Here is a 21,160-nt window from a genome sequence, read left to right as displayed (position 1 = left end):
CGTGACAGGTGTGGCCCGACCGGCAGCGAACTGGTGACGGGCCACGCGTCCATATCTCACAAGGAGTCAATATGAAGCGAATTATGCTATTCCTGGTGACCAACCTGGCCGTCATGCTGGTGCTGGGGGTGGTACTCAATATCCTGTTCTCGGTTCTGGGGATCAACAAGTCCAGCATTTCCGGGCTGTTGGTGTTCTGCGCCGTGTTCGGTTTTGGGGGTTCCTTTATCTCCTTGCTGATGTCCAAGTGGATGGCCAAGCGCAGCTATGGCGTCCAGGTCATCGAGCAACCCCGCAACGAGACCGAGCACTGGCTGGTCAGTACCGTGGCCCGTCAGGCCCGTGAAGCGGGCATCAAGATGCCGGAAGTGGGGATCTACGACTCCCCCGAGATGAACGCCTTCGCCACCGGCGCCCGCCGTGACGACTCGCTGGTCGCCGTGTCGTCCGGTCTGCTCTACAGCATGAGCCGTGACGAGGCGGAAGCCGTGCTGGCCCACGAGGTGAGCCACGTGGCCAACGGCGACATGGTGACCCTGACCCTGATCCAGGGGGTGGTGAACACCTTCGTGATGTTCTTCGCCCGCATCGTGGCCGGCGTCATCAGCAACTTCTTCAGCTCCAACAACGACGAAGAGAGCAGCAGCACCGGTGGTTTTGCCTACATGATCACCGTGTTCGTGCTGGAGATGCTGTTCGGCGTGCTGGCCTCCATCATCGTCATGTGGTTCAGCCGTCAGCGTGAATTCCGCGCCGACGCCGGTGCAGCCAAGCTGGCCGGTCGCGACAAGATGATTGCCGCGCTCCAGCGCCTCTCCCGCGGTGCCGAGCCGCAGTTGGAAGGCTCCATGATGGCGTTCGGCATCAACGGCAAGCGCTCCATGAGCGAGCTGTTCATGAGCCACCCGCCCATCGAGCAGCGCATCGCCGCCCTGCGCGGTTAAGCGTTCCGTACCAATGAAAACGGCTGCCCTCGGGCAGCCGTTTTGCTTTGTGCGCGCAGCTACAGCTTGAAGTGGGCCATCTCCTGGCGCAGCAGCCGTGACAGCTGCTTGAGCTTGGCGGCCTCCTGCGAGACATGGCGGGCTGCGTCACCCGACTGCTCGGAGAGGGAGGTGATGTTGCCGACGGTGGAGACCACCTCGTTGGCGGCGGTGGACTGCTCGCGCAGGGTGTGGCTGATCTCCCCCATCAGGCCGGTCAGGTTGGATGCGTGGTTCTGGATGCTGGCGATGGCCTCGCCGGTCTGGCTGGCCAGGCTCACCCCGCGGGAGACGTTGTTGACCGTGTTCTCCATGCTGCGGATGGAGGCATCCGCCCCGCTCTGGATCTTGCCGATCATGCCGGTGATCTGCTGGGTGGAGGCGGCCGAGCGGCTGGCGAGGTTGCGCACCTCGTCGGCCACCACCGCGAAGCCGCGTCCCTGCTCGCCAGCCCGGGCCGCCTCGATGGCGGCGTTGAGCGCCAGCAGGTTGGTCTGATCGGCGATGCCGCGGATCACCTCGATGATCTCAGAGATCTGCTGGGTATGGCTGTTGAGATCCGCGATGCTGCTGGCGGCGTTGGAGACGGTATCCGAGATGCTCTGGATGCTGTCGAGGGTCTGCTTGATGACCCCGGAGCCTTCGGCCAGGGTGTTGGCGGAGACCTTGCTCAGCTCGTCGGCGTGGGTGGCGTTGTCAGAGAGATGGCTGATGCTCACCACCAGCTCCTCGATGGCGGCCGCCATGGTCTGGGTGCTGGTCTGCTGGGAGGTGGCGAACTGGGCGGTCTGCTCCGCTATCTGGGCGATGCTGTCGGCCGAGCCGGAGAGCTCCTCGCTGGAGTGGGAGACCTGGGCGATGATCCCCTTGAGGGTGCCCTGCATGGTGGCGAGCAGGCCGATCAGGCTCTCCTTGGCACCGGCTGGCACCTTGATCGGCTGGGAGAAGTCCCCCTCGGCCAGGTGATTGAGATCGCTTCTGAGCTGGTCGACCGAGGTGCCGACCAGGTCGAGCAGCGCCTTGTAGGTGCGCCAGAGGAAAAACATCAACACCAGACCCAGCGCGATGAACAGGTAGCGCAGCATGGCGGACTGGCTGGCGGCGTCGTCCACCGCCTGCTGGGTGCGGTGTTCCATCAGGACGTAGAAGTCGTCGATGGGGGACATGATGCGCCCCTTGTTCTGGTGATAGGCTTTGTCATGCATCATGGCGATGGCCTTTTGCTGGTTGGCGACCAGATCGCCGTCTGTCTGCTGCACCAGCTTGAAGGCGGCCACCTCGGTGTTGACCAGGGCATCCGAGTTGTTCTTGGCCTCGTTGAGCTTGGCCAGCTCCTCTTCGGTAAAGCCGGTGTCCTTCATCAGGTCGATGAGGCCACGGCGCACCTGGCTGTCGGGCCGCGGGTTCTGGCCGTTGGCGGCGACGAAGTCCCAGTAGATGCGGTTGTAGCCCTGCGGCCGGTTTTGCTCCCCGTTGCGAATGGCCAGGATCCGCATGTACTGCTGTTCGTAGGCCGGATCCTTGGTGATCACGTAGGTGCGGCCGAGGCGGGTCAGGTCGTCGGAGGATTGCCGCAGTTCATCGGCCAGCAGATAGGATTGATAGCGTTGCTGATAGCTCTGCTCGAGTTGCGTTCCTGACCAGCTGTAGGCAAAAAATACCAGCGACAGCAGGATCAGGGTGACGACGGAGAGCAGCAGGTTGAGCTGAAAGGCGGGTCTGTTCTGTTCCATGGTTTGAGCGTCCTTATTCTCACCGGATAACCCCCTTGGTCAGACGGCAAAGGCCGCTACGTCGGAGGGGTTTTGTTGTTGTTGCTGTGAGTATAGGAGCGGGGCCCGGCAAGGTTGCGGTGGTTTGGAGAAAAGGTGGGGGCGAGGGAGAGCGTACCGAAACAGGGAGAAAACGGCCAGGAGCGGGCACCCGGCCGGTGGGGTTATCGCTGCTCGATCACCTTATTTGATGACAAGGTCGGTGAGCGGCACGGCGCAGCAGGTGAGGATCTTGCCCTCGGCCCGTTCGGCGGCGGTGATGGCTGGGGCGTCGGGATGATCCACCTCACCTGCGAGCAGGGTCTGCTTGCAGCTGCCGCAGATGCCGGCGCGGCAGCTCCAGGGCAGATCCACCCCTTGCTTGTGGGCCTGATCCAGCACGGTGCCCTGATTGTTGCCGGCAAAACTCTGCTTGCCGATGCGCAGTTGCACCGCCTGGTGGGGGCGCGCCACCGAGAGGATGGCGCCGCCAAAGCTCTCCTGGCGGATCCGCTCGGCGGGCACGCCAAGGGCGGCCAGTCTGGCGGCCGCATCGGCCATAAAGCCGTGAGGGCCGCAGATAAACACCTCCCGTTCGGCGAGCTGCTTGACCTGTTTGAGGTGCTCATCGCCGAGCCGTCCCTTGAGCCCCTGCCAGTGCGCCTCGGGCTGGCTCAGGATCAGGGTGAGGGTCATCCCCTGCTGCGCCAGGGCGTGCAGTTCGGCGGCGGCGGGAATATCCGCCTCGCTGCGACACAGGTGCATAAAGTGCACATCGCCAAGCTCCCCACGCAAGGCCAGAGTGCGGGCAATGGAGAGCATGGGTGTGACCCCCGAGCCTGCCGAGAGCAGCAGCAGGGTGCGCCCGGTGCCTAGGTGAAACTCGCCGGCCGGCGCTGCGGCCAGCAATCGGTCGCCGGGTTGCAGCTGCTGGTGCAGCCAGTGGGAGATGCGACCGCCCCCCACTTTCTTGACGCTGATGCTGTAACGCTCGGGCCGCTCCGGCGTGGAGCTCAGGGTATAGCGGCGCTGCAGACGCTCGCGCCGCAGACCCAGGCCAATGTCCAGGCTGATGGGCAGATGCTGGCCCGGCAGATAGTCGGGCAGGGGCTCGCCATCGGCCGCCTCGAACCAGAAGGTCTCCAGATCCCGCGCCAGCGGCTCGCGGGCCACGCACACCAGCTCCCGTTTTTTCGGGGCCGCGTTGGGGTAGACGGGGGCGCGGGCGCGCTCCAGCACCTCTATCTCGCTGCCCGCCTCAATCCAACCCTCGTTGAGGGCCACCAGGTTCTGGCCGAAGTAGACCTCGCCATCCTCGCCGCGCCGGTAGCGGGTGAGGGTGGCCAGCGGCTCCTTGAGGGCATTGAAGCGATCCGTGCCCGGCTCCACCGTGGTCATGATGCAGCGGCTGCAGGGCTTGGCGACCCGAAACTCCACCTCGCCGATGCGGATCCGTTTCCAGCTGTCCTCCTCGAAGGGGAGGGTGCCGCTCGCCACCAGGTTGGTGCGAAACTGGCTCATCTGGTGCAGCGCGTCGGATCTCAGGTTGAGATCCTCCAAAGAAGCCTGGCTTATCAGCAGCAGCGGATAGCCGTCGGCAAAGCTGACCCGGGTGCCGGTCTTCTCCCGAAAGCGGGCGGACTCTTCACCGAGCCAGAGCAGCTGAACCGGCTCCCCCGCCACCTGGCTCAGCCACTGATCGGCCTGGGGCTGGGTCTGCAGGGCGCTGAAGCTGTCGCTCCAGACCCCGGTGGCCCGAGGGGTGCGGGAAAACTCCCGCTCTTGCAGGATGAGGGGGTCAAGGCCCGGATAGCGTAGCTGCAGACCACCCTCGATGGGGGTGGCCACTACCTGCTGCAACTGGGGATGGGTGCGGGCGGTGATGAAGCTGCCGTCCGGCTTGACCACCATGTAGCGGCGATCCCCCTGCAGCCCCTCTTCGGTGACCAGGGCGCGGGTCAGTGGCATGCCTGCCGTGGACTTGATGGGATAGAGATGAATGCTGGCGAGCTTGGGCATGGCCGGGTCCTTGTGCTGTGGTGGTTCCAGTGCAGGAGACAAGATAACGGGAGCTGTTCCGTGCAGCAATCGTTGCAGGAGGGGGGCCTGATGCGGCCAGCTCACGGGGCCGGAGAACGGCTTGGCGCTGCTTGCGGGGCGCGAGCCCGAGCGGTGACTCCTGCAGACGGGCAAGATGTTACACGGGTCACGTTGTGCACTCCATACCTCATAAAGTGCAACATTTTTTGATCCTGATCCGTCATTCGGTACACAAATCAGTCCATTATCGAGTCAGCTTCCAGTTTCTAACGCTTTCGCTTCTTCCCCCTCCGGCCACCGTCTGCCCAGGCAAAACGGTATCAAGCGCATTCGGATGGGGCCTGTCACACAAAAAGAAGAAAGCAATGTATGAGCAAACAACTGGATATGACCCCACAGCCGGATCTCTCCCAGAAAACGGGAACAGGCCCGGTCCGTACTCGGCTACCCGTTTGGCGGCCGGCCCTGCCACCTTGTAACCATGCCTGCCCGGCTGGCGAGAACATCCAGGCCTGGCTTGCCCTGGCCGAAGCGGGCCGCTTTGAGGCGGCCTGGCAACGACTGATCGAAGAAAATCCCCTGCCTGCAGTCCACGGGCGGGTCTGTTATCACCCCTGCGAAACGGCCTGCAACCGCGCTCAGGTGGATGATGCCGTCTCCATTCACGCCATCGAGCGCTTCCTCGGTGACGAGGCGCTGGCCCGTGGCTGGCAGCCTGCGCCCCCCGCACCCGCCAGCGGCAAGAAGGTGCTGGTGATCGGTGCCGGCCCCTCCGGTCTCTCCTGCGCCTGGCACCTCAATCGGCTCGGCCATCAGGTGGAGATCCGCGAGGCGGGCCCGCTCGCCGGCGGCATGCTGCGCTTCGGCATTCCCGCCTACCGCCTGCCCCGCGAGATGCTAGACAGGGAGGTGGCCCGCATCGTCGCTGCCGGGGTGACGCTGACTCTCAACCACAAGGTGGAGGATGTGTTGCGCGAGCGTGATGAGGGGGGCTTTGACGCCGTCTTCATGGCCATCGGCGCCCATCTGGCCAAGCGGGTCGACATTCCGGCCCGGGAAGCGGGCAAGATCCTCGATGCGGTGAGCTTCCTCGAGCAGGCGAGCCTGGCGGAGGAGAAAGGCTTGCCGCCGCCCAAGCTGGGACGACGAGTAGCCATCTACGGTGGCGGCAACACCGCCATGGACGCGGCCCGCACCGCCCGCCGCCTCGGGGTCGAGGAGGCGATGATCATCTACCGCCGCGACCGGGATCATATGCCGGCCCACGCCTTCGAAGCCGATGAGGCCGAGGAGGAGGGGATCAAGATCAACTGGCTGCGCACCATCCGCCAGCTCGACAGCACCAGTATTGAAGTGGAGGTGATGGCGCTGGATGCCGAGGGCAAGCCGGTGCCCACCGGCCAGTTTGAAACCCTCGAAGCGGACTCCCTCATTCTGGCGCTGGGTCAGGAAGTGGACTTGAGCGTGCTGGAGAGCATCCCCGGCGTGCGGGTCAACAAGGAGGGGGTGGTGCAGGTCGGCGAGAACCTGATGACGGACGTGCCGGGTCTGTTTGCCGGCGGTGACATGGTGCCCTCCGAGCGTACCGTCACCATCGCCACCGGCCATGGCAAGAAGGCGGCGCGCCACATGGATGCCTGGCTGCGCGGTCGCCTCTATCACAAGCCGCTCTCCTACCCGCTGGTGGGGCCCGAGCAGTTGCAGCTCTGGTTCCAGACCCATGCCCCCGCCAGCAGCCAGCCGGTCAAACCGCCCTCGGCGCGGGACGACTTTGGCGAGATCATCGGCGGACTGGACGAGACGGCGGCCCGCTACGAGGCGGCGCGCTGCTACTCCTGCGGCAACTGCTTCGAGTGTGACGGCTGTTATGGCAGCTGCCCCGAGCAGGCCATCGCCAAGCTGGGGCCGGGTCTGGGGTATCAGGTGGATGCCGAACTCTGCACCGGCTGCGGTGCCTGTCATGACCAGTGTCCCTGCCACGCCATCGAGTTGCGCCAACCGGAGGAGTCCCAATGAAACATGAATTGATCATGGTCGACGGCAACGAAGCCGCGGCCCGGGTGGCGTATCAGCTGAGCGAAGTGTGTGCCATCTACCCCATCACCCCGAGCTCGACCATGGCCGAACTGGCCGACGCCTGGGCGGCGGAGGGGCAGACCAACCTGTGGGGCAACATCCCCACGGTGGTGGAGATGCAGAGCGAAGGGGGAGCGGCCGGTACGGTACACGGCGCCCTGCAGGCGGGGGCGCTGGCCACCACCTTCACTGCCAGTCAGGGGCTGATGCTGATGCTGCCCAACATGTACAAGATCGCCGGCGAATTGACCTCGGCGGTGTTCCATGTGGCTGCCCGATCCTTGGCGGCGCAGGGGCTGTCGATTTTTGGCGACCATCAGGACGTGATGGCGGCGCGCAGCACCGGCTTTGCCATGCTCGCCTCCGGCTCGGTGCAGGAGGCGCAGGACCTGGCCCTGGTCGCCCACAGCGTCACCCTGCAGTGCCGGGTGCCCTTCATCCACTTCTTCGATGGCTTTCGCACCTCGCACGAGGTGAACAAGATCACTGCGCTGCACAAAGATGAAATTCGGGCGCTGATCGACAACGACTGGGTGCGCGCCCACCGCGCGCGGGCCCTCAACCCGGATCATCCGGTGATGCGCGGCACCGCCCAGAACCCCGACACCTATTTCCAGTCCCGCGAGAGCGTCAACCCCTTCTACGAGGCGGTGCCGGCGCGGGTGCAGCAGTGCATGGAGAGCCTCGGCGAGCTGACCGGCCGTCACTATCGGCTGGTGGAGTACCACGGCGCCCCGGATGCCACCGACGTCATCGTGCTGATGGGCTCGGGGGCGGCCACCGCTCGCACGACTGTGGATTGGCTCAACCGGCAGGATCGCAAGACCGGGGTGCTGGTCATTCGCCTCTATCGCCCCTTCCCGGTACAGGCGCTGCTCGATGCGCTGCCCGAGAGCGTGCGCCGCATGGCGGTGCTGGATCGCACCAAGGAGCCGGGCGCCGGCGGCGAGCCGCTGTTGCTGGATGTGCAGAGCGCCCTCATCGACGGCTTGCAGCGCGGCCTTATCAAGCGCCTGCCCTGGCTCAGTGGCGGCCGTTACGGCCTCTCCTCCAAAGAGTTCACCCCCGCCATGTGCGCGGCGGTGTTCGAGGAGCTGGCATCCGATGCGCCGCGCCCCCGCTTTACCGTGGGGATTGTCGATGATGTGTCGGGCCTCAGTCTGGCATGGCACCCCATCGGTGATCTTGAGCCCGCCAGCTGGGTGCGGGCACTCTTCTTCGGCCTTGGTGCCGACGGCACCGTGGGCGCCAACAAGAACAGCATCAAGATCATCGGCGAGCTGGAGGGGTTCCACGCCCAGGGCTACTTCGTCTACGACTCCAAGAAGTCGGGCTCGCGCACCGTCTCCCACCTGCGCTTTGGCCCCGAGCCCATCGACGCCCCCTGGCTTATCGAGCAGGCGAGCTTTATCGGCTGCCACCAGTGGGGCTTTGTCGAATCGGTGGATCTGCTGGAGTTCGCCGCCGAGGGGGCGACCCTGCTGCTCAATGCCCCCCATGAGCCCGACCGGGTCTGGGCCGAGCTGCCCGAGCGGCTGCGCGCCCGCATCCGTGCCCTCAATATCCAACTCTATTGCATCGACGGCGATCGGGTCGCCGAGCGCAACGGCATGGGCAATCGCATCAACACCATCATGCAGACCTGCTTCTTCGCGCTGGCCGGCATCTTGCCGCGGGACGAGGCGATCGCCCTTATCAAGGAGAGCATCGAGAAGAGCTATGCCCGCAAGGGGCCCGAGGTGGTGGCGCGCAACTTCGCGGCGGTGGATGACACCCTGGCCCATCTGCACCGGGTGGCCATCCCAGCCGGTGAGGAGCAGATCAGCGATTATCCGCTGCCGCTGGCACCGGGGGGCAGCGAGTTTGTCCAGCGCGTCACCGGCGAGATGCTGGCGGGGCGTGGCGATCGCATCCCGGTCTCCATGCTGCCGGTGGACGGCACTTACCCCACCGCCACCAGCCGCTTCGAGAAGCGGGATATCGCCCGCGAGATCCCGATTTGGCACTCGGATATCTGCATCCAGTGCGGCAACTGCGTCTTTGTCTGCCCCCACGCGGCGCTGCGGGCCAAGTTCTACCATCAGGACTGGCTGGCGAGCGCCCCCGAGGCGGCGCAGTCGGTACCCGTCACCGCCAAGGGCTTCCCCGACAGTCGCTACACCTTGCAGCTCTATCCGGAGGATTGTACCGGCTGCGGTCAGTGTGTGCAGGCCTGTCCGGTGCGGGCCGGAGCGGATGAGAGCCATGAAGGCGAGCGTGCCATCGCCATGATGGACAAGGCGCCCCATCTGACTGGCCAGAAACAGGCGCTGCGCTGGTTCGAAAGCCTGCCCTGGCCTGCCCGCGAGCGGGTGGATTTCTCCACCGTGCGCGGCACCCAGTTCCTCGAACCGCTGTTCGAGTTCTCCGGCGCCTGCGCCGGCTGTGGCGAGACCCCCTACCTCAAGTTGCTGACCCAGCTGTTTGGTGACCGCATGCTGGTGGCCAACGCCACCGGTTGCTCCTCCATCTATGGCGGCAACCTGCCGACCACCCCCTGGGCCAAGAACGGCGAAGGGAAGGGGCCGGCCTGGTCCAACTCGCTGTTTGAGGACAACGCCGAGTTTGGCTTTGGTTTTCGTCTCACCGCCGACCAGCATCACGGTCAGGCGATGGCAGCCTTGCAGGCGATGAAGGGGGAGATCGGGGTCGAGCTGGTGGAGACACTTGTCAGCGCACCGCAGCGGCTGGAGTCGGAGATCCGTGCCCAGCGCACCCGGGTCGCGCAAGTGCGGGAACGGTTGGAAGAGGTGAAATCCGGCAAAGCCCGCGAGCTGCTGTCGCTTATCGATCAGCTGGTGCGCCGCTCGGTCTGGATCATCGGTGGCGATGGCTGGGCCTATGACATCGGCTCGGCGGGGCTCGATCATGTGCTCGCCTCTGGACGCGATGTGAACGTGCTGGTGATGGATACCGAGGTCTACTCCAACACCGGCGGCCAGATGTCGAAATCGACCCCGCTCGGTGCCGTCGCCAAGTTCGCGGCGGGGGGCAAGACCTTGGCCAAGAAGGACGTGGCCTTGCAGGCCATCTCCTACGGCAACGTCTATGTTGCCCGCATCGCCTTTGGGGCCAACCCGCAGCAGGCGCTGCAGGCCTTGCGTGAGGCCGAAGCCTATCCGGGCCCGTCGCTTATCATCGCCTACAGCCACTGCATCGCCCACGGCATCGACATGGAGTTTGGCCTGACCCAGCAAAAACGCGCCGTGACCTCCGGTCACTGGCCGCTGATGCGCTACAACCCGGTACTGCGCTGTGCGGGGCAGAACCCCTTCAGCCTCGACAGCCTGCGCCCCTCCATCCCGCTTGCCGAATACCGGCAGGAGGAGACCCGTTATCGGGTGCTGGCCCAGAGCCATCCACAGGAGGCCGAGCGGCTGATGCAGGTGGCACAACAAGTGGCGTGGCAGAAGTGGGCCACCTACGAGGAGATGGCCACCCGCGAGGCCAGCCATTTCCATCCACCGGTGTGAGGATTGGGTTAACTCTGCATAAAACGAAGCGGGCCACAGGCCCGCTTTTTTATGACTGGATTGACTGGGTTCGCTCAGGGGCTGGTGGTACGCAGTACCTTGAGGTGCAGGGTGCGCTCCTGGTGGGCCGCTATCTCCTGCTCGGTGAAGCGCATGGGCTGCCACTGCTGACGGGCGAACTGCTCGGTCTGATCGGTGAAGTGCGGGCTCTCGGGGTCATGGGACTGGCCGTAGCTCAGGAAGCGCTCCGCCTTGGGGCCGGCGGCATCAAACTGCAGGGCCAGCACGAAGCTGGAACCGTAGTTGGCGCGATAACGCAGCTCGGGCTGGCCGTCACCGTCGTCATCCAGGCTGCGCAGCGTGGTGCCTGCCACGGCCTTGCCGGTCACTATGTTGGCGAGATCCGAGCTGCTGCGCGAAGGCAGATTGGTCTGCACCATGTTGAACATGCCCTCGAACGAGTTGCCTCCCGGCAGCGCGATGGGGCTCAGTCCGGCCGCTTTTTGCACGAATTGCAGTGCGCTGAGTTCGGCATCGGGCGCGATACCGGCCGCCTGCAACCGCTGCTGGGCCTGGGCCAGCGCCAGCAGGGCGGGATCCAGATCCGGCGCGCCGCTCCAGGGGGCCAGCCCGCTCGGGGTGGTGGCGCCATGGGCCGGATCGAAGGGGATGGCGAACAGGACATCCTTGATGTCTCTGTGACCGCTGGTGCGAAACGTCGTCAACCATTCGCGCATCAGGTGGGCGCCGCGGCTCTCCAGCTGATATTCGCCATCCCAGTTGGCGAGTGCATTGCAGCTCGGCGTCAGGTCCAGCGGGCCGCTGGTCAGCTGGATCAGCGGATGTGCCTGGCAGCGAGCCAGCAGGGGATCTCTGAGCTCACGGGCAAACAGGGAGCCGTTGTGGGTCAGTACCCGTTGCAGCGACTGCAGGGTGAAACGCCGATCGCTCCCGGTCAGTCCCATGGTGTCGGGGGTGCTGATGAGCTGGGCGTTGTAGCGGGTTCGCGGGCTGCGCACCGTCTGCTCCGGCCCGTAGAGGATGGAGTAACCCTCCAGCGGGGCCGCCAGGTTGGTCAGCCAGTGGCTGCTGTTGGCGTTGTAGACGTAGTCGCTGCGAGTCTGGCGGGGGGCCTGGCTCAGGGGGACAAGGCCGGGAACGCGGGTCTGGCCGCTGTCGACCCACTCGAAATCGGGGTCGTTGCCCGGCAACAGCACGCTGCCCTCGCCATTCAGCCAGATGGGGGCCAGCTGCGGCGTCTGGGACGCTGTTCGCCACCAGGCTTCTGCCTTGGTGCCGAGGCGGGGCACCTGGGTGGCATCTACATAGCTGGCCTGACCCGTCTTGTCGATCAGCAGTGTATTGACCCAGGGCACCCCCTGATGCTCGGCCAACGCATCGAAGAAGGCCGGGGTGCTCTGGGCCTTGGCCATGGCCAGCCACTGTTCCAGCATCTTGTAGTTGCCGGCGTTGGCATCGCGGAAACTGATGGCGCTGCTGCTGGTCCAGCCCAGGCTGGGCGAGAGGGTGGCGAGGTTGACCATGGGGCCGAAGTGGCTGGCATAGACGGTCTGGAGATAAGGTTGCAGGCTGCCTCGGCCTGGCGTACCTGTACGGTGATCGCTTTCTGACTCATCTCCCGCCACTGGTCGCCGTAGCGGTAACGCAGCGGGTTGGCGGGGTCCAGGGTGAGCTGATAGAGGGTGAAGCGCTTGGACTGGGAGACGGTGTGGGTCCAGCCCAGTTGCTCGTTGAAGCCGATCAGGATGGCGGGAAAGCCCATCATGGTGGCACCGGTCACGTTGAGCTCCCCCGGGATCTGCAGGTGCTGTTCATAGAATCTGAGTTCGCCATCCCAGGGGAAGTGGGGGTTGCCGAGCAGCAGGCTGTTGGCGTTGCTGCTGCGATCCGCCCCCAGCGCCCAGCCGTTGCTGCCGATCCCCTCCGAGGTCAGCAATGCGGCGGGATCCTGCTCGGGCACAGGCAGGGCGGTGCGCGCCCGTGCGCTGCTGCCGGGGGGCTGGGCACTGGCCATGGCGCCGATAAAGCTGCGGCCGCTGGCCAGCTGGGCGAGATCCAGGTGATAGGCCAGCAGCTGGGTCGGGGTGATGGGTTCGACCCACTCGGCCCCGCGGCAGGGGGAGGGGTAGTCCGCCGGGCCGGCTCGACCGCTGAGTGAGTGGTTGAACCCCGCCACGTAGCCTTCGATGAGATGACGGGCATCCGGCGCCAGCCTGCCATACAGATCGGCAGCCTGGGCTGGCAGGTCGAGCGAACGATAGCCCACGTCGGAGAGCAGGTTGCGCTGCTGCTCCCCGGCCCCCAGCCAGCGGGATTTTTCTCCCCGCAGCTTCATGATCTGCTCGCTCAGGGTACAGAGGTTCTCTTCGGCATGGGCATAGCCGGCGCCAAAGCCCAGGCTGGCGTAGTCGTTCGCCTTGATGTGGGGAACACCCTGCTCCGTATAGGTGAGGGTGACGTCGTAGTGGCGAGCGGGATCCGGCTCGCTGCTGTTCTCCTGGCAGCCGGCCAGTACGAGGCAGCCGAGCAGGGTAAGGGGGAAGGGCGTTCTCATCTTGGTTCCTTCTGTGGTCCTGACTTGTTATGGTTCTGTTGCTTTTCAGCCGCAGGTGACGGTATTTAAGAACAGCACCGGTTTGCTGTCGCCTCGCTGGATGGAACCGGTCGAGAGTTGGAAAACACAATAAAAACAAGGATAAGCAGGTACGGTTCGATGGAGCCGCACCTGCTGGAGGATGCATATGCAGTGGGAAGAAGTGGCCGCCGTGCTCAGTCTGAGCCTGACCGGCATGTTGCTGCTGGCCACGCTCGGCTGGCTGCGCCGCATGCGGCGGGATGCCGCCGCCGGTTATCTGCTGGCCCTGCTCAGCCTGAGCGGCTTGCAGGCGCTGGAATATCTCTATCACCAGCAGCAGTGGTTCCACCATTGGCCCCACCTGCTCAAGCTGGCGGATCCCCTGGTGGTGATGCTGCCGTTTTGTCTGTATGGCTATATCAGGGCTCTGCAGGGGGAGGCGGTACTCGGTGGCTGGCGTGACCGGTTGGTGCACGGCTTGCCCATGCTGCTGGTTGCCGCGCTGGCGCTGCCCTACTGGTTGCAGCCGGGGGCCGACAAGGTGAGCTGGATCCTGCTTGGCAAGCAGGGGGATGCGTTGTGGCCTGGGGTGACCCTCTATGGCAACCGCTATCTGGCCTGCATCGCCCTGCTGGGGCTGGCTTACTGGTGGCAGCAGCAGCGCCTTGGGGTGGTCAGCCGCAAGCCGGCGCTGCGGGCCTGGGTGGCTCAGTTGCAGGGGCTGCAACTGCTGGTGGCCTTGCTGTTGCTCGGCCGTATCACCTTGAGCTGGCTCGGCTGGCCGCTCTCTACCGTTTATTTGCAGGCTCCCGTCACCGCCTATCTGCTGCTGCAGGTGCTGGCCCATGCCCGCTTGCCCCAGCAGGGAGGCGCGCCGGAGGGGGGCGTGCGCGAGCGAGCCACTGACGCCGCTTCTGAGCCGGTGCGAGATGATGGTCTGCGCCCCCTGTTCGAGGAGCTGGAACGCCAGCTCGGGCGTGGTGCCTACCGGGACCCCGCGCTCTCCCTTGGCAAGCTGGCCGAGGAGTGCGGTCTGAGCCTCCATCAGGCATCCAGTGCCATCAACGCCTGTTCAGGGGGCAACTTCTACGACTGGCTCAACCGCCATCGGGTGGAGGAGGCCAAGCGGCTGTTGCAGGCGAGTGACGAGACGGTGGCCAATGTCTGCTACCGGGCCGGTTTCAACAGCAAGTCCACCTTCAACAGTGCCTTTCGCCGTCACACCGGCCAGACCCCCAGCGAGTTTCGACGCCAGGGGGCGCAAGTGGTGGTCGCCTCCTGATGAGCGGGCAACAAAAAGCCCGGCGTCGGGCCGGGCTGGCAGGATAAGTTGCTTATCCAGGTATTCGTCGAGGCGTCTATTGTGGATGTTGTTTGAGGATGTCGTAGATCTCCTCTTTCAGTTTAAGTTTCTGTTTTTTCAGATCCTTCACCTCGGAGCTGTAGTCGCTGGCGTGATGCTTTTCCAACTTTCTAATCTCCACATCCAGGTCGTTGTGCAAGTCAAACTTCTTTTGGAAATGGACATCACTGCTCTTCAGTTGCGAGATGAGCTCTCTGTACTCTGGGAACATGTAATGCGGCCTCCTTGGTTTCGTTTGATTGTGCCTGCAAGACCAAACTACCGCGTCCCCCGCGAGATAAATGTGATCCGGCTCCAATTCGGGACCAATGATTTGCTGCATGGGATGGGCGATTTTTAACTGTTTGAATCACAAGCTGATAAGGTTTTTATCGGTAAGCAGAGAGTCTGAAAAGTGCCGGATGGATCACAATTGTGACGGCCGGATGACAGCTTGTGACCACCGGGTGGGCAGCAAAAAGGGGCGCTGGGCCCCTTCTTGGTAACAGGTGCGGCGTTTACTCTTTTTTCTTTTTCTTCTCGGGCAGCGGCTTGCCGTCGCGGGCGATCACCTTGCCCACCTCGAAGCCGATCTGCGCCGCCAGCTCTTCCAGATCCGCGGCCTTGGCTTCGTTGCCGATGGCGTACTGGTAGTTGGCGATGGTGATCTTCTCGGCCACCGGGGTACCCGGGACGATGGGCTCGCGCCAGCCTTGACCCACATGGGCCACCAGGGTGCCGTTCATGATGAGCTCGCCGACGATCTCCTGGGTGGGGATGCCCTTGCCGTAGGTGAGGCCCTGCGGGTGCTTCTTGCCGACCAGCGGCTCTTGGCTTGCGGGCATCAGCTTGGTGCGGATCAGCCACTTGGGCGATTTGGTCTTGCCCACCGCCTTGCCGGTCTGGTACTCGTTGATCTTGATGGTCTTGATCATCTGGGCCATGAAGTCCTTGGTCAGCGCTTTTTGCGCTTCGCTGGTTTCATCGATGGCGATGGGGGCCACGTACCAGGTCTGGGCCGCCTGTGCCTTGGGGGCGGCGGGGGCGGTTTGCGCCATGGCGAGCGGGCTGAGCAGGATGGCCGCCAACAAGAGTCCTATCTTCTTCATTGTGATTCCGCTTATGTTTCAACAAGAATTTTGTTTTGCCAGCGACGACTGCGCCAGCGCCAGAACATGGCCAGACCGCGCACCCACTCGTCGCAGGCGAGCGCCAACCAGATACCGACCAGTCCATAACCCTGCATGATACCAAGGAAATAGGCCAGTGGAACGGCAATCCCCCACATGGAGACGAGCGCCATGTAGAGCGGGAAACGGGCATCCCCGGTGGCGCGCAGGGCGTTGATCACCACCAGATTGAAGGTACGGCCGGGTTCCAGAATGAGGCTTATCAAGAACAGCTGCGCCACCTGGGTGATGATGTCGGCGTCATTGGTGAACAGGCTGATGATGGTGCGGCCGTTGAGGGCCGCCAGCAAGGCGATGAAGGCGGTGACGATGAGCCCCAGCTTCAGGCTTTTGAGCAGCTGGCGGTAGGCCTGCTCGAAGCGGCGAGCCCCCGCCAGGTGGCCGATGATGATCTCGTTGCCAAGGCCGATGGAGAGGCCGAACAGCAGGATGAACAGGCAGATCTGGAAGAAGTAGGACTGGGTCGCCAGCGCCTTGTCGCCGAGCAGGCCGACGAAGGCGGTCACCACCATGAACTGCAGCATCCAGGAGAGGTTCTCGCCGGCGGCCGGCAGGCCGATGTGCAGCACCTTGCCCAGCATCAGTCGGCTGGGTTTGACGATCTCCGGCAGGCGCAGCCGGATGCCGGTCTTGCGTGCCACCAGCCACACCAGCAACACCACCCCGACGATGCGGCCCGCCACCGTGCTGATGGCGACCCCGGCCACCCCGAGCTGGGGCAGGCCGAACCAGCCGTAGAGCAGCAGCAGGTTGCCGACGAAGGTGATGAGGTTGACGATGAGGGTCACGTACATGGCCTGACGGGTGTGGCCGTGGGCGCGCAGGGTGGCGGCCAGGCAGAGGGCCGCCGCTTCCGGCAGCAGGCACAGGCCGATGATCTGCAGGTAGAGAGTGGCATCGCTCATCAGGTTGGCGGGCAGATTCATCAGCGCCAGCATGGTACTGGCCCCGGCGATGACGCCGACGGCGGCCACCAGTCCCACCAGCAGGTTGAAACCGATGGCGGTGTGGATGACGACGCGCGCTTTCTCCTTGTCGCCGGCCCCCAGATACTGGGTGATCACCACGCTGGTGCCGATGCTGACGAAGCTGAACAAGGTGATGGCGAGATCGAACACCTGGTTGCCGACCGCGAGCGCCGCCACCCCCTGATAGGAGACGTGGCCCACCATGAAGGTGTTGAGGGCCCCGGTCAGAAAGTGCAGGGCGAGATCGATAAACAGTGGCCAGGTCAGGGAGAAGAGGGTGCCCGGACCTGCGTGGGATTGAGTTTGCATGGGGTGTCCAAATACTGGGGATGGCCCTCGTCAGCGCCATCTGGACGGGCATTTAACACCAAGCGGGTGCGAGGCGCAATCGTGGCGGTGACCAAGAGGGGGAAGAGAGCGCAGGCCCTGCAGCCATGGGCAGGGCCCGCTCGGGATCAGGCCGGGGTGGCGCCCGCCTCCTGTTCGCTTGGCAGGGTGAGGCGCGCCGAATCGGGCAGGGCGTCATCCTGGGGCCAGCGCGAGAGGATGGCTTCGGTGGTGCTCTCCACCACCTCGTCATCCTTGAACACCGGCTCGCGGTAGCAGCGGGTCATGCGCAGCGCCTGATACATGTCGGGGCAGAGGATGATCCCCTCGTCGCCGACCCGGATCCCGGCCTGCTTGAGCCACAGGCTCATCTGGCCATGGCGGCCGGCCATTACCATGTGGATGCCGCGTCGTTTCAAATCCTTGTGCAGCTCCCCCAGCATGCTCATCACGCTGATGTCCTGATGGGTGAAGCAGGCCACCGCATCCACCACCAGGCATTTGGGGCTGTGGGGATCTTGCACCAGCAGCGCCAGTACCCGCCGCTTGAAGTAGGGGGCGTTGAAGTAGGTGAGCGGTGAGTTGAAGCGATAGACCAGGATGCCGGGAATGGCCTTGGCCTGCTCGTTGTCCCCCAGGGTGCGCACCACCCCCTCGTCGTCCATGCCGAGCAGCTGGTCGGTGGGTCGCATCACGTTGCGCAGGAACTGGAACAACCCCAGCAGCACCGCGAGGGTGATGCCCGGAATGACCCCCATGGCCAGCACGCTGATGAAGGTGATGAGCGCCAGCCAGAAGGCGGAGCGATCGGAGTGGCGCAGGGCCCACAGACCGCGAAAGTCGGTGAGGGACAAAGACGCCATCACCAGCACCACGCCGAGGGCGGCGGTGGGGATGTATTGCAGCGGCGCCGTCAGGTAGAAGGTGACCAGGGCGATGACGGCGGCGGCGATGATGGAAACCAGCTGGCTCTTGCCGCCGTTGGCGTCGTTGACCGCGGTGCGTGAATCCGCGCCGCTGATGGCAAAGCCCTGAGAGGCTGCCGCCGCCAGGTTGGCCATGCCGAGGGCACGAAACTCCTTGTCCGCATCTATTTCGTAGCCGTTCTTGGCGGCGAAGCTGCGGGCGGTCAGCATCATGGAGACGAAGCTCACCATGGCCAGGTTGAGCGCCGGCAGCACCAGCTCCCGCATCAGGCCGGGGGGAAACTCCGGCAGCTGGAAGGCGGGCAGGCCGGAGCCGATGGCGCCCAGGGTGGCGATGCCGAACTGGCCGAGATCGAGCGCCCACACCAGTCCCGCCGTCACCACCATGGCCACCATGGAGGAGGGCCAGGCGGGCTTGAAGCGCTTGGCCAGCAGCAGGGTGAGCAGGGCGGTCAGGCTCATGGCCAGGGTGGGCAGATGGGTCTGGGTGATGTAGCTGGCACCGCCGGCGATCCGCTCGATGAGGTAGCGCTCGCTGAAGGTGAAGCCGAAGATCTTGGAGAGCTGACCCACCATGATGGTGATGGCCACCCCGTTGAGCAGCCCCATCAGGATCGGGCGGGAGAGAAAGTCCGCCAGCACCCCCAGCTTGAAGCGGCTGGCGATGAGGCACCAGAAGCCGGTCATGGCGGTCATGGTCATCACCAACTGCCAGTGGCGGGTGGCATCCCCGGCGGCGAGCGGGGTCACCACGGCGGCGATCACCGCGCAGGTGGCGGCGTCCGGGCCGACGATGAGCTGGCGGGAGGTACCGAACAGGGCATACACCAGCATGGGCAGGATACAGGAGTAGAGGCCGACCAGCGGCCCCACGCCGGCCAGCTCCGCATAGGCGATGGCCACGGGCAGGGCCACGGCGGCCACCGACAATCCAGCGCGCATATCCGGCATCAGCCAGGCCCGCTGGTATTGCAGCAGGGCGGCGAGGCCCGGTAGCCAGCGTTCGAGTGAGAAGAAGTCGCGCATTATTTAACCCATTGAGTTACAAACAGCTTTTCCTTAGTGTGCCCAAGGTTATCGAAACATTGCAATCAAGTTATGGCCAGTTCACTACCAGGTCAGGCCACAGCCGTTGCCACCCCTTGGCCTTGACCCGCTCGGTAAAGACCCGGCGCTCTTGGCGGCAGCGCGGGTTGGGATCCACCTGCAGGGACCAGTTGGGGGCAAAGCCGTAAGGGGCCAGCCACTCGAATGAATCGTCTGCCAGCAGCCGGACCCCGATGCAGGTGGGCACTTCCACCCAGTGGCTGAGGGCCGAGAGCGAGCTGGTGAACGGGGGCACCAGCTGGCGCACATGCATGCGGGCCTGGTTGCGCACCTCCCACTGCTGGCCCGGCATCCTGGCGGCGAGCCGGGCTTCGTGATCGGCCTCCTGCAATCCAGTGGGATCCGCACTGTCCAGATAGATAAGGTCGATGTCGTTGAGGGCGGTCGGCACCGATTTGCGGTGAAGGTGATCCCAGATGAGGTTGCGGATAAAACCGGCCCCCAGCGCCCAGTCGGGCAGTGCCAGTTCACGGGCTGCCCGCAGGCAATCCATGCGCTGATCATCGGCCCGCAGCAGGGCTTCGGTTTGCGCCTGCAGGTCGGCTTCCAGGGCGCTCTGGCGAGCGTGCGAGGCTGGCGTGCTGTGACGCGTCTGGGTGTCAGCCGGCATTGCGGCGCAACCAGACGTCGATGTAGCTGCAGCTCGGCACTATGGTGAGCCCTTCCGCCTGGGTCCAGCTGTAGAAGGTGCGAGCCAGCTGATCGGCGATCCCCTGCACCCTGAGCTCGGGCGGGACGAAGGTGCTGTAGGCGTCGATGGTTTTGGCGTCGAGCCGCCGGTAACGCAGCCTGGACTCCTTGCCATCCACCACACAGATGAATTGCTGCTGGTTGGCCTGATGAATGATCTCGCTCATGCTTGCTCCTCGGTACGGGGGATGGGGTTATCTGACCATGTTGGCGCCCCTTTGCCAACTGTTCGGGGTCGCTTACACTGCGAGCCCGGCCGGGTATATACCCGCTAGCCAAGGTATAGAACAGTTCACGAAGGATGGATCCCATTATGGCTTTTGCCACGCTGGAAGAGTTGATCGGCAATACCCCCCTGCTGGCGCTGCGTCGCATCAATCCCCACCCCGGTGTCACCCTGCTGGTCAAGCTGGAGGGCAACAACCCGGCCGGCTCGGTCAAGGACAGGCCGGCGCTGAACCTCATCAAGTGCGCGGAGGCGAGCGGTCACTTAGCGCCTGGGGCCCGCCTCATCGAGGCCACCTCCGGCAACACCGGCATCGCGCTGGCCATGGTGGCGGCGGCGCGGGGCTACCGGATGCGGCTCATCATGCCAAATACCATGAGCCAGGAGCGGCGCGATGCCATGCAGGCCTATGGCGCCGAGCTGGTGCTGGTGGAGGGCGGCATGGAGGCCGCGCGCGACCTCGCCCTGGCGATGCAGGCGCGGGGCGAGGGGCTGGTGCTCGATCAGTTCAACAACCCGGCCAACCCGGATGCCCATTACCTCTCCACCGGCCCCGAGATCTGGCGTCAGAGCGAGGGGGCGGTCACTCACTTCGTCTCGGCCATGGGCACCACGGGCACCATCATGGGGGTCTCCCGCTACCTCAAGGAGCAGAACCCGGCGGTGCAGGTGATCGGCCTGCAACCGGCCGAGGGGAGCCAGATCCCGGGGATCCGCCGCTGGCCCGCGGCCTACTTGCCGGCCATTTTCGAGCCTGCCCGGGTGGATCGGGTGCTGGACGTGACCCAGCAGGAGGCGCTCGTCATGATGCGCCGGTTGGCGCGGGAGGAGGGGATCTGCTGTGGGGTCAGCTCGGGCGGTGCCGTGGCCGGCGCGCTGCGGGTGGCGGCAGAGATCAAACAGGGAGTGGTGGTGGCCATCATCTGCGATCGGGGGGATCGCTACCTCTCCACCGGGGTGTTCAGCGACGAGCAGGCGTAAGAGCACTGCGTCAGCGCGGTGATTAACGTGATATGTATCAACAGCTTGCTGATACATTGCACTGTGTACCCCTTGTAACAATCAACCCTGCTGGCAGGGTTGATTCCATTTGCCGCCTGTTTGACACTCGGCGCCCTTGGTTGACCGATGCAAACAGGAGCGTCCCATGATCTTGCCTTCCTCTCTTCGTCTTTCTCTGTCTGGCCACGGCGGGTTGTACCGTCGAACCCTATGCCTATCAGTGCGGCGATAAGCAGTGCTCGGTGATTGATCACCAGGGGCAGAAACACCAGCGGCCGCTGGACGAGGTAAAACCCGTCTGGGAGCGCAAGCAGGAGCGGGAAGAGGCCGTGCGCCGCAACAAGGAGTCCATCTGGCGCGAAAAAACACCCGAGGAGCGCGGCAACTACGGCGCTGGCGCCACCATCAGCTGGTAACAGGAGGC

At 64.6% G+C, this 21,160-nt stretch carries 15 protein-coding genes and 1 pseudogene; 6 read left to right on the top strand and 10 right to left on the bottom strand.

Going from position 1 to position 21,160, the window contains the following annotated elements; genetic code table 11:
• Positions 1 to 71 precede the first annotated feature (71 nt).
• Complete coding sequence (gene htpX, locus PG900_RS06565; RefSeq protein ID WP_011705391.1) at positions 72 to 944, top strand: protease HtpX; 873 nt, start codon at positions 72 to 74, stop codon at positions 942 to 944.
• 59 nt (positions 945 to 1,003) lie between these two features.
• Here htpX and PG900_RS06560 read toward each other — a convergent pair whose 3' ends face one another.
• Both PG900_RS06560 and PG900_RS06555 read right to left on the bottom strand, forming a co-directional pair.
• Positions 1,004 to 2,716 carry a methyl-accepting chemotaxis protein gene (locus PG900_RS06560; protein ID WP_101614151.1) on the bottom strand — a complete coding sequence of 571 codons (1,713 nt, stop codon included), beginning with the start codon at positions 2,714 to 2,716 and terminating at the stop codon, positions 1,004 to 1,006.
• 222 nt (positions 2,717 to 2,938) lie between these two features.
• A complete protein-coding gene (locus PG900_RS06555; protein ID WP_270798616.1) occupies positions 2,939 to 4,753 on the bottom strand; it encodes a hybrid-cluster NAD(P)-dependent oxidoreductase in 1,815 nt (604 codons plus the stop codon).
• Positions 4,754 to 5,143: 390 nt separating this feature from the next.
• On the opposite strand from PG900_RS06555, the gene PG900_RS06550 reads away from it, so the two are divergent.
• On the top strand, positions 5,144 to 6,790 hold the full coding sequence (locus PG900_RS06550; RefSeq protein ID WP_270831116.1) for an NAD(P)-binding protein: 1,647 nt from the start codon (positions 5,144 to 5,146) through the stop codon (positions 6,788 to 6,790).
• On the top strand, positions 6,787 to 10,362 hold the full coding sequence (gene nifJ / locus PG900_RS06545) for a pyruvate:ferredoxin (flavodoxin) oxidoreductase (protein WP_270831115.1): 3,576 nt from the start codon (positions 6,787 to 6,789) through the stop codon (positions 10,360 to 10,362). Before PG900_RS06550 ends, nifJ begins: the two co-directional genes overlap by 4 nt.
• Before the next feature lie 74 nt (positions 10,363 to 10,436).
• On the opposite strand, the gene PG900_RS06540 is transcribed toward nifJ, so the two are convergent.
• Together PG900_RS06540 and PG900_RS06535 are read right to left on the bottom strand one after the other, a co-directional pair.
• Positions 10,437 to 11,906, bottom strand: a complete 1,470-nt coding sequence (locus PG900_RS06540) for a penicillin acylase family protein (protein WP_270831114.1) — start codon at positions 11,904 to 11,906, stop codon at positions 10,437 to 10,439.
• A gap of 122 nt (positions 11,907 to 12,028) precedes the next feature.
• Positions 12,029 to 12,937 (bottom strand): annotated as a pseudogene (locus tag PG900_RS06535) (penicillin acylase family protein); the annotation flags it as partial.
• A 187-nt stretch (positions 12,938 to 13,124) separates the two neighbouring features.
• Here PG900_RS06535 and PG900_RS06530 point away from each other — a divergent pair.
• The gene (locus PG900_RS06530) at positions 13,125 to 14,240 is read left to right on the top strand and encodes a helix-turn-helix domain-containing protein (RefSeq protein ID WP_270831113.1); all 1,116 of its coding nucleotides are present in this window, start codon (positions 13,125 to 13,127) and stop codon (positions 14,238 to 14,240) included.
• A gap of 76 nt (positions 14,241 to 14,316) precedes the next feature.
• Here PG900_RS06530 and PG900_RS06525 read toward each other — a convergent pair whose 3' ends face one another.
• The 6 genes from PG900_RS06525 to PG900_RS06500 form a co-directional block, all read right to left on the bottom strand.
• Positions 14,317 to 14,532 (bottom strand): YdcH family protein, encoded by a 216-nt coding sequence (locus PG900_RS06525; protein ID WP_011705396.1) that lies wholly within the window; start codon positions 14,530 to 14,532, stop codon positions 14,317 to 14,319.
• 286 nt (positions 14,533 to 14,818) lie between these two features.
• Entirely contained in the window at positions 14,819 to 15,409 is a 591-nt protein-coding gene (locus tag PG900_RS06520) for a hypothetical protein (protein WP_029303482.1), read from the bottom strand.
• Positions 15,410 to 15,420: 11 nt separating this feature from the next.
• Positions 15,421 to 16,767, bottom strand: a complete 1,347-nt coding sequence (locus PG900_RS06515) for an MATE family efflux transporter (RefSeq protein ID WP_106552153.1) — start codon at positions 16,765 to 16,767, stop codon at positions 15,421 to 15,423.
• Positions 16,768 to 16,913: 146 nt separating this feature from the next.
• Positions 16,914 to 18,737 carry a SulP family inorganic anion transporter gene (locus tag PG900_RS06510; RefSeq protein WP_011705399.1) on the bottom strand — a complete coding sequence of 608 codons (1,824 nt, stop codon included), beginning with the start codon at positions 18,735 to 18,737 and terminating at the stop codon, positions 16,914 to 16,916.
• A 70-nt stretch (positions 18,738 to 18,807) separates the two neighbouring features.
• Positions 18,808 to 19,428 (bottom strand): nucleotidyltransferase family protein, encoded by a 621-nt coding sequence (locus PG900_RS06505; RefSeq protein WP_270831112.1) that lies wholly within the window; start codon positions 19,426 to 19,428, stop codon positions 18,808 to 18,810.
• The gene (locus PG900_RS06500) at positions 19,418 to 19,675 is read right to left on the bottom strand and encodes a GNAT family N-acetyltransferase (RefSeq protein WP_011705401.1); all 258 of its coding nucleotides are present in this window, start codon (positions 19,673 to 19,675) and stop codon (positions 19,418 to 19,420) included. Before PG900_RS06500 ends, PG900_RS06505 begins: the two co-directional genes overlap by 11 nt.
• 134 nt (positions 19,676 to 19,809) lie before the next feature.
• Here PG900_RS06500 and cysM point away from each other — a divergent pair, with 134 nt between their 5' ends.
• Together cysM and PG900_RS23045 are read left to right on the top strand one after the other, a co-directional pair.
• Complete coding sequence (gene cysM / locus PG900_RS06495) at positions 19,810 to 20,715, top strand: cysteine synthase CysM (protein WP_043118822.1); 906 nt, start codon at positions 19,810 to 19,812, stop codon at positions 20,713 to 20,715.
• Positions 20,716 to 20,978: 263 nt separating this feature from the next.
• Entirely contained in the window at positions 20,979 to 21,152 is a 174-nt protein-coding gene (locus tag PG900_RS23045) for a hypothetical protein (protein WP_270831111.1), read from the top strand.
• The last annotated feature ends 8 nt before the right edge of the window (positions 21,153 to 21,160 follow it).

Source organism: Aeromonas sp. QDB03 (assembly GCF_027707985.1).
Lineage (GTDB): Bacteria > Pseudomonadota > Gammaproteobacteria > Enterobacterales > Aeromonadaceae > Aeromonas > Aeromonas hydrophila.
This window is presented reverse-complemented; position numbering and strand designations above follow the sequence as displayed.

Excerpts from the sequence above, each read along its gene's own strand:
- htpX (WP_011705391.1), top strand. The coding sequence starts at position 72 with ATGAAGCGAATTATGCTATTCCTGGTGACCAACCTGGCCGTCATGCTG.
- PG900_RS06515 (WP_106552153.1), bottom strand. The coding sequence starts at position 16,767 with ATGCAAACTCAATCCCACGCAGGTCCGGGCACCCTCTTCTCCCTGACC.
- cysM (WP_043118822.1), top strand. The coding sequence starts at position 19,810 with ATGGATCCCATTATGGCTTTTGCCACGCTGGAAGAGTTGATCGGCAAT.
- nifJ (WP_270831115.1), top strand. The coding sequence starts at position 6,787 with ATGAAACATGAATTGATCATGGTCGACGGCAACGAAGCCGCGGCCCGG.
- PG900_RS06540 (WP_270831114.1), bottom strand. The coding sequence starts at position 11,906 with ATGGTCAACCTCGCCACCCTCTCGCCCAGCCTGGGCTGGACCAGCAGC.
- PG900_RS06500 (WP_011705401.1), bottom strand. The coding sequence starts at position 19,675 with ATGAGCGAGATCATTCATCAGGCCAACCAGCAGCAATTCATCTGTGTG.
- PG900_RS06520 (WP_029303482.1), bottom strand. The coding sequence starts at position 15,409 with ATGAAGAAGATAGGACTCTTGTTGGCGGCCATCCTGCTCAGCCCGCTC.
- PG900_RS06560 (WP_101614151.1), bottom strand. The coding sequence starts at position 2,716 with ATGGAACAGAACAGACCCGCCTTTCAGCTCAACCTGCTGCTCTCCGTC.
- PG900_RS06555 (WP_270798616.1), bottom strand. The coding sequence starts at position 4,753 with ATGCCCAAGCTCGCCAGCATTCATCTCTATCCCATCAAGTCCACGGCA.
- PG900_RS06525 (WP_011705396.1), bottom strand. The coding sequence starts at position 14,532 with ATGTTCCCAGAGTACAGAGAGCTCATCTCGCAACTGAAGAGCAGTGAT.
- PG900_RS06510 (WP_011705399.1), bottom strand. The coding sequence starts at position 18,737 with ATGCGCGACTTCTTCTCACTCGAACGCTGGCTACCGGGCCTCGCCGCC.
- PG900_RS06550 (WP_270831116.1), top strand. The coding sequence starts at position 5,144 with ATGAGCAAACAACTGGATATGACCCCACAGCCGGATCTCTCCCAGAAA.
- PG900_RS06530 (WP_270831113.1), top strand. The coding sequence starts at position 13,125 with ATGCAGTGGGAAGAAGTGGCCGCCGTGCTCAGTCTGAGCCTGACCGGC.
- PG900_RS06505 (WP_270831112.1), bottom strand. The coding sequence starts at position 19,428 with ATGCCGGCTGACACCCAGACGCGTCACAGCACGCCAGCCTCGCACGCT.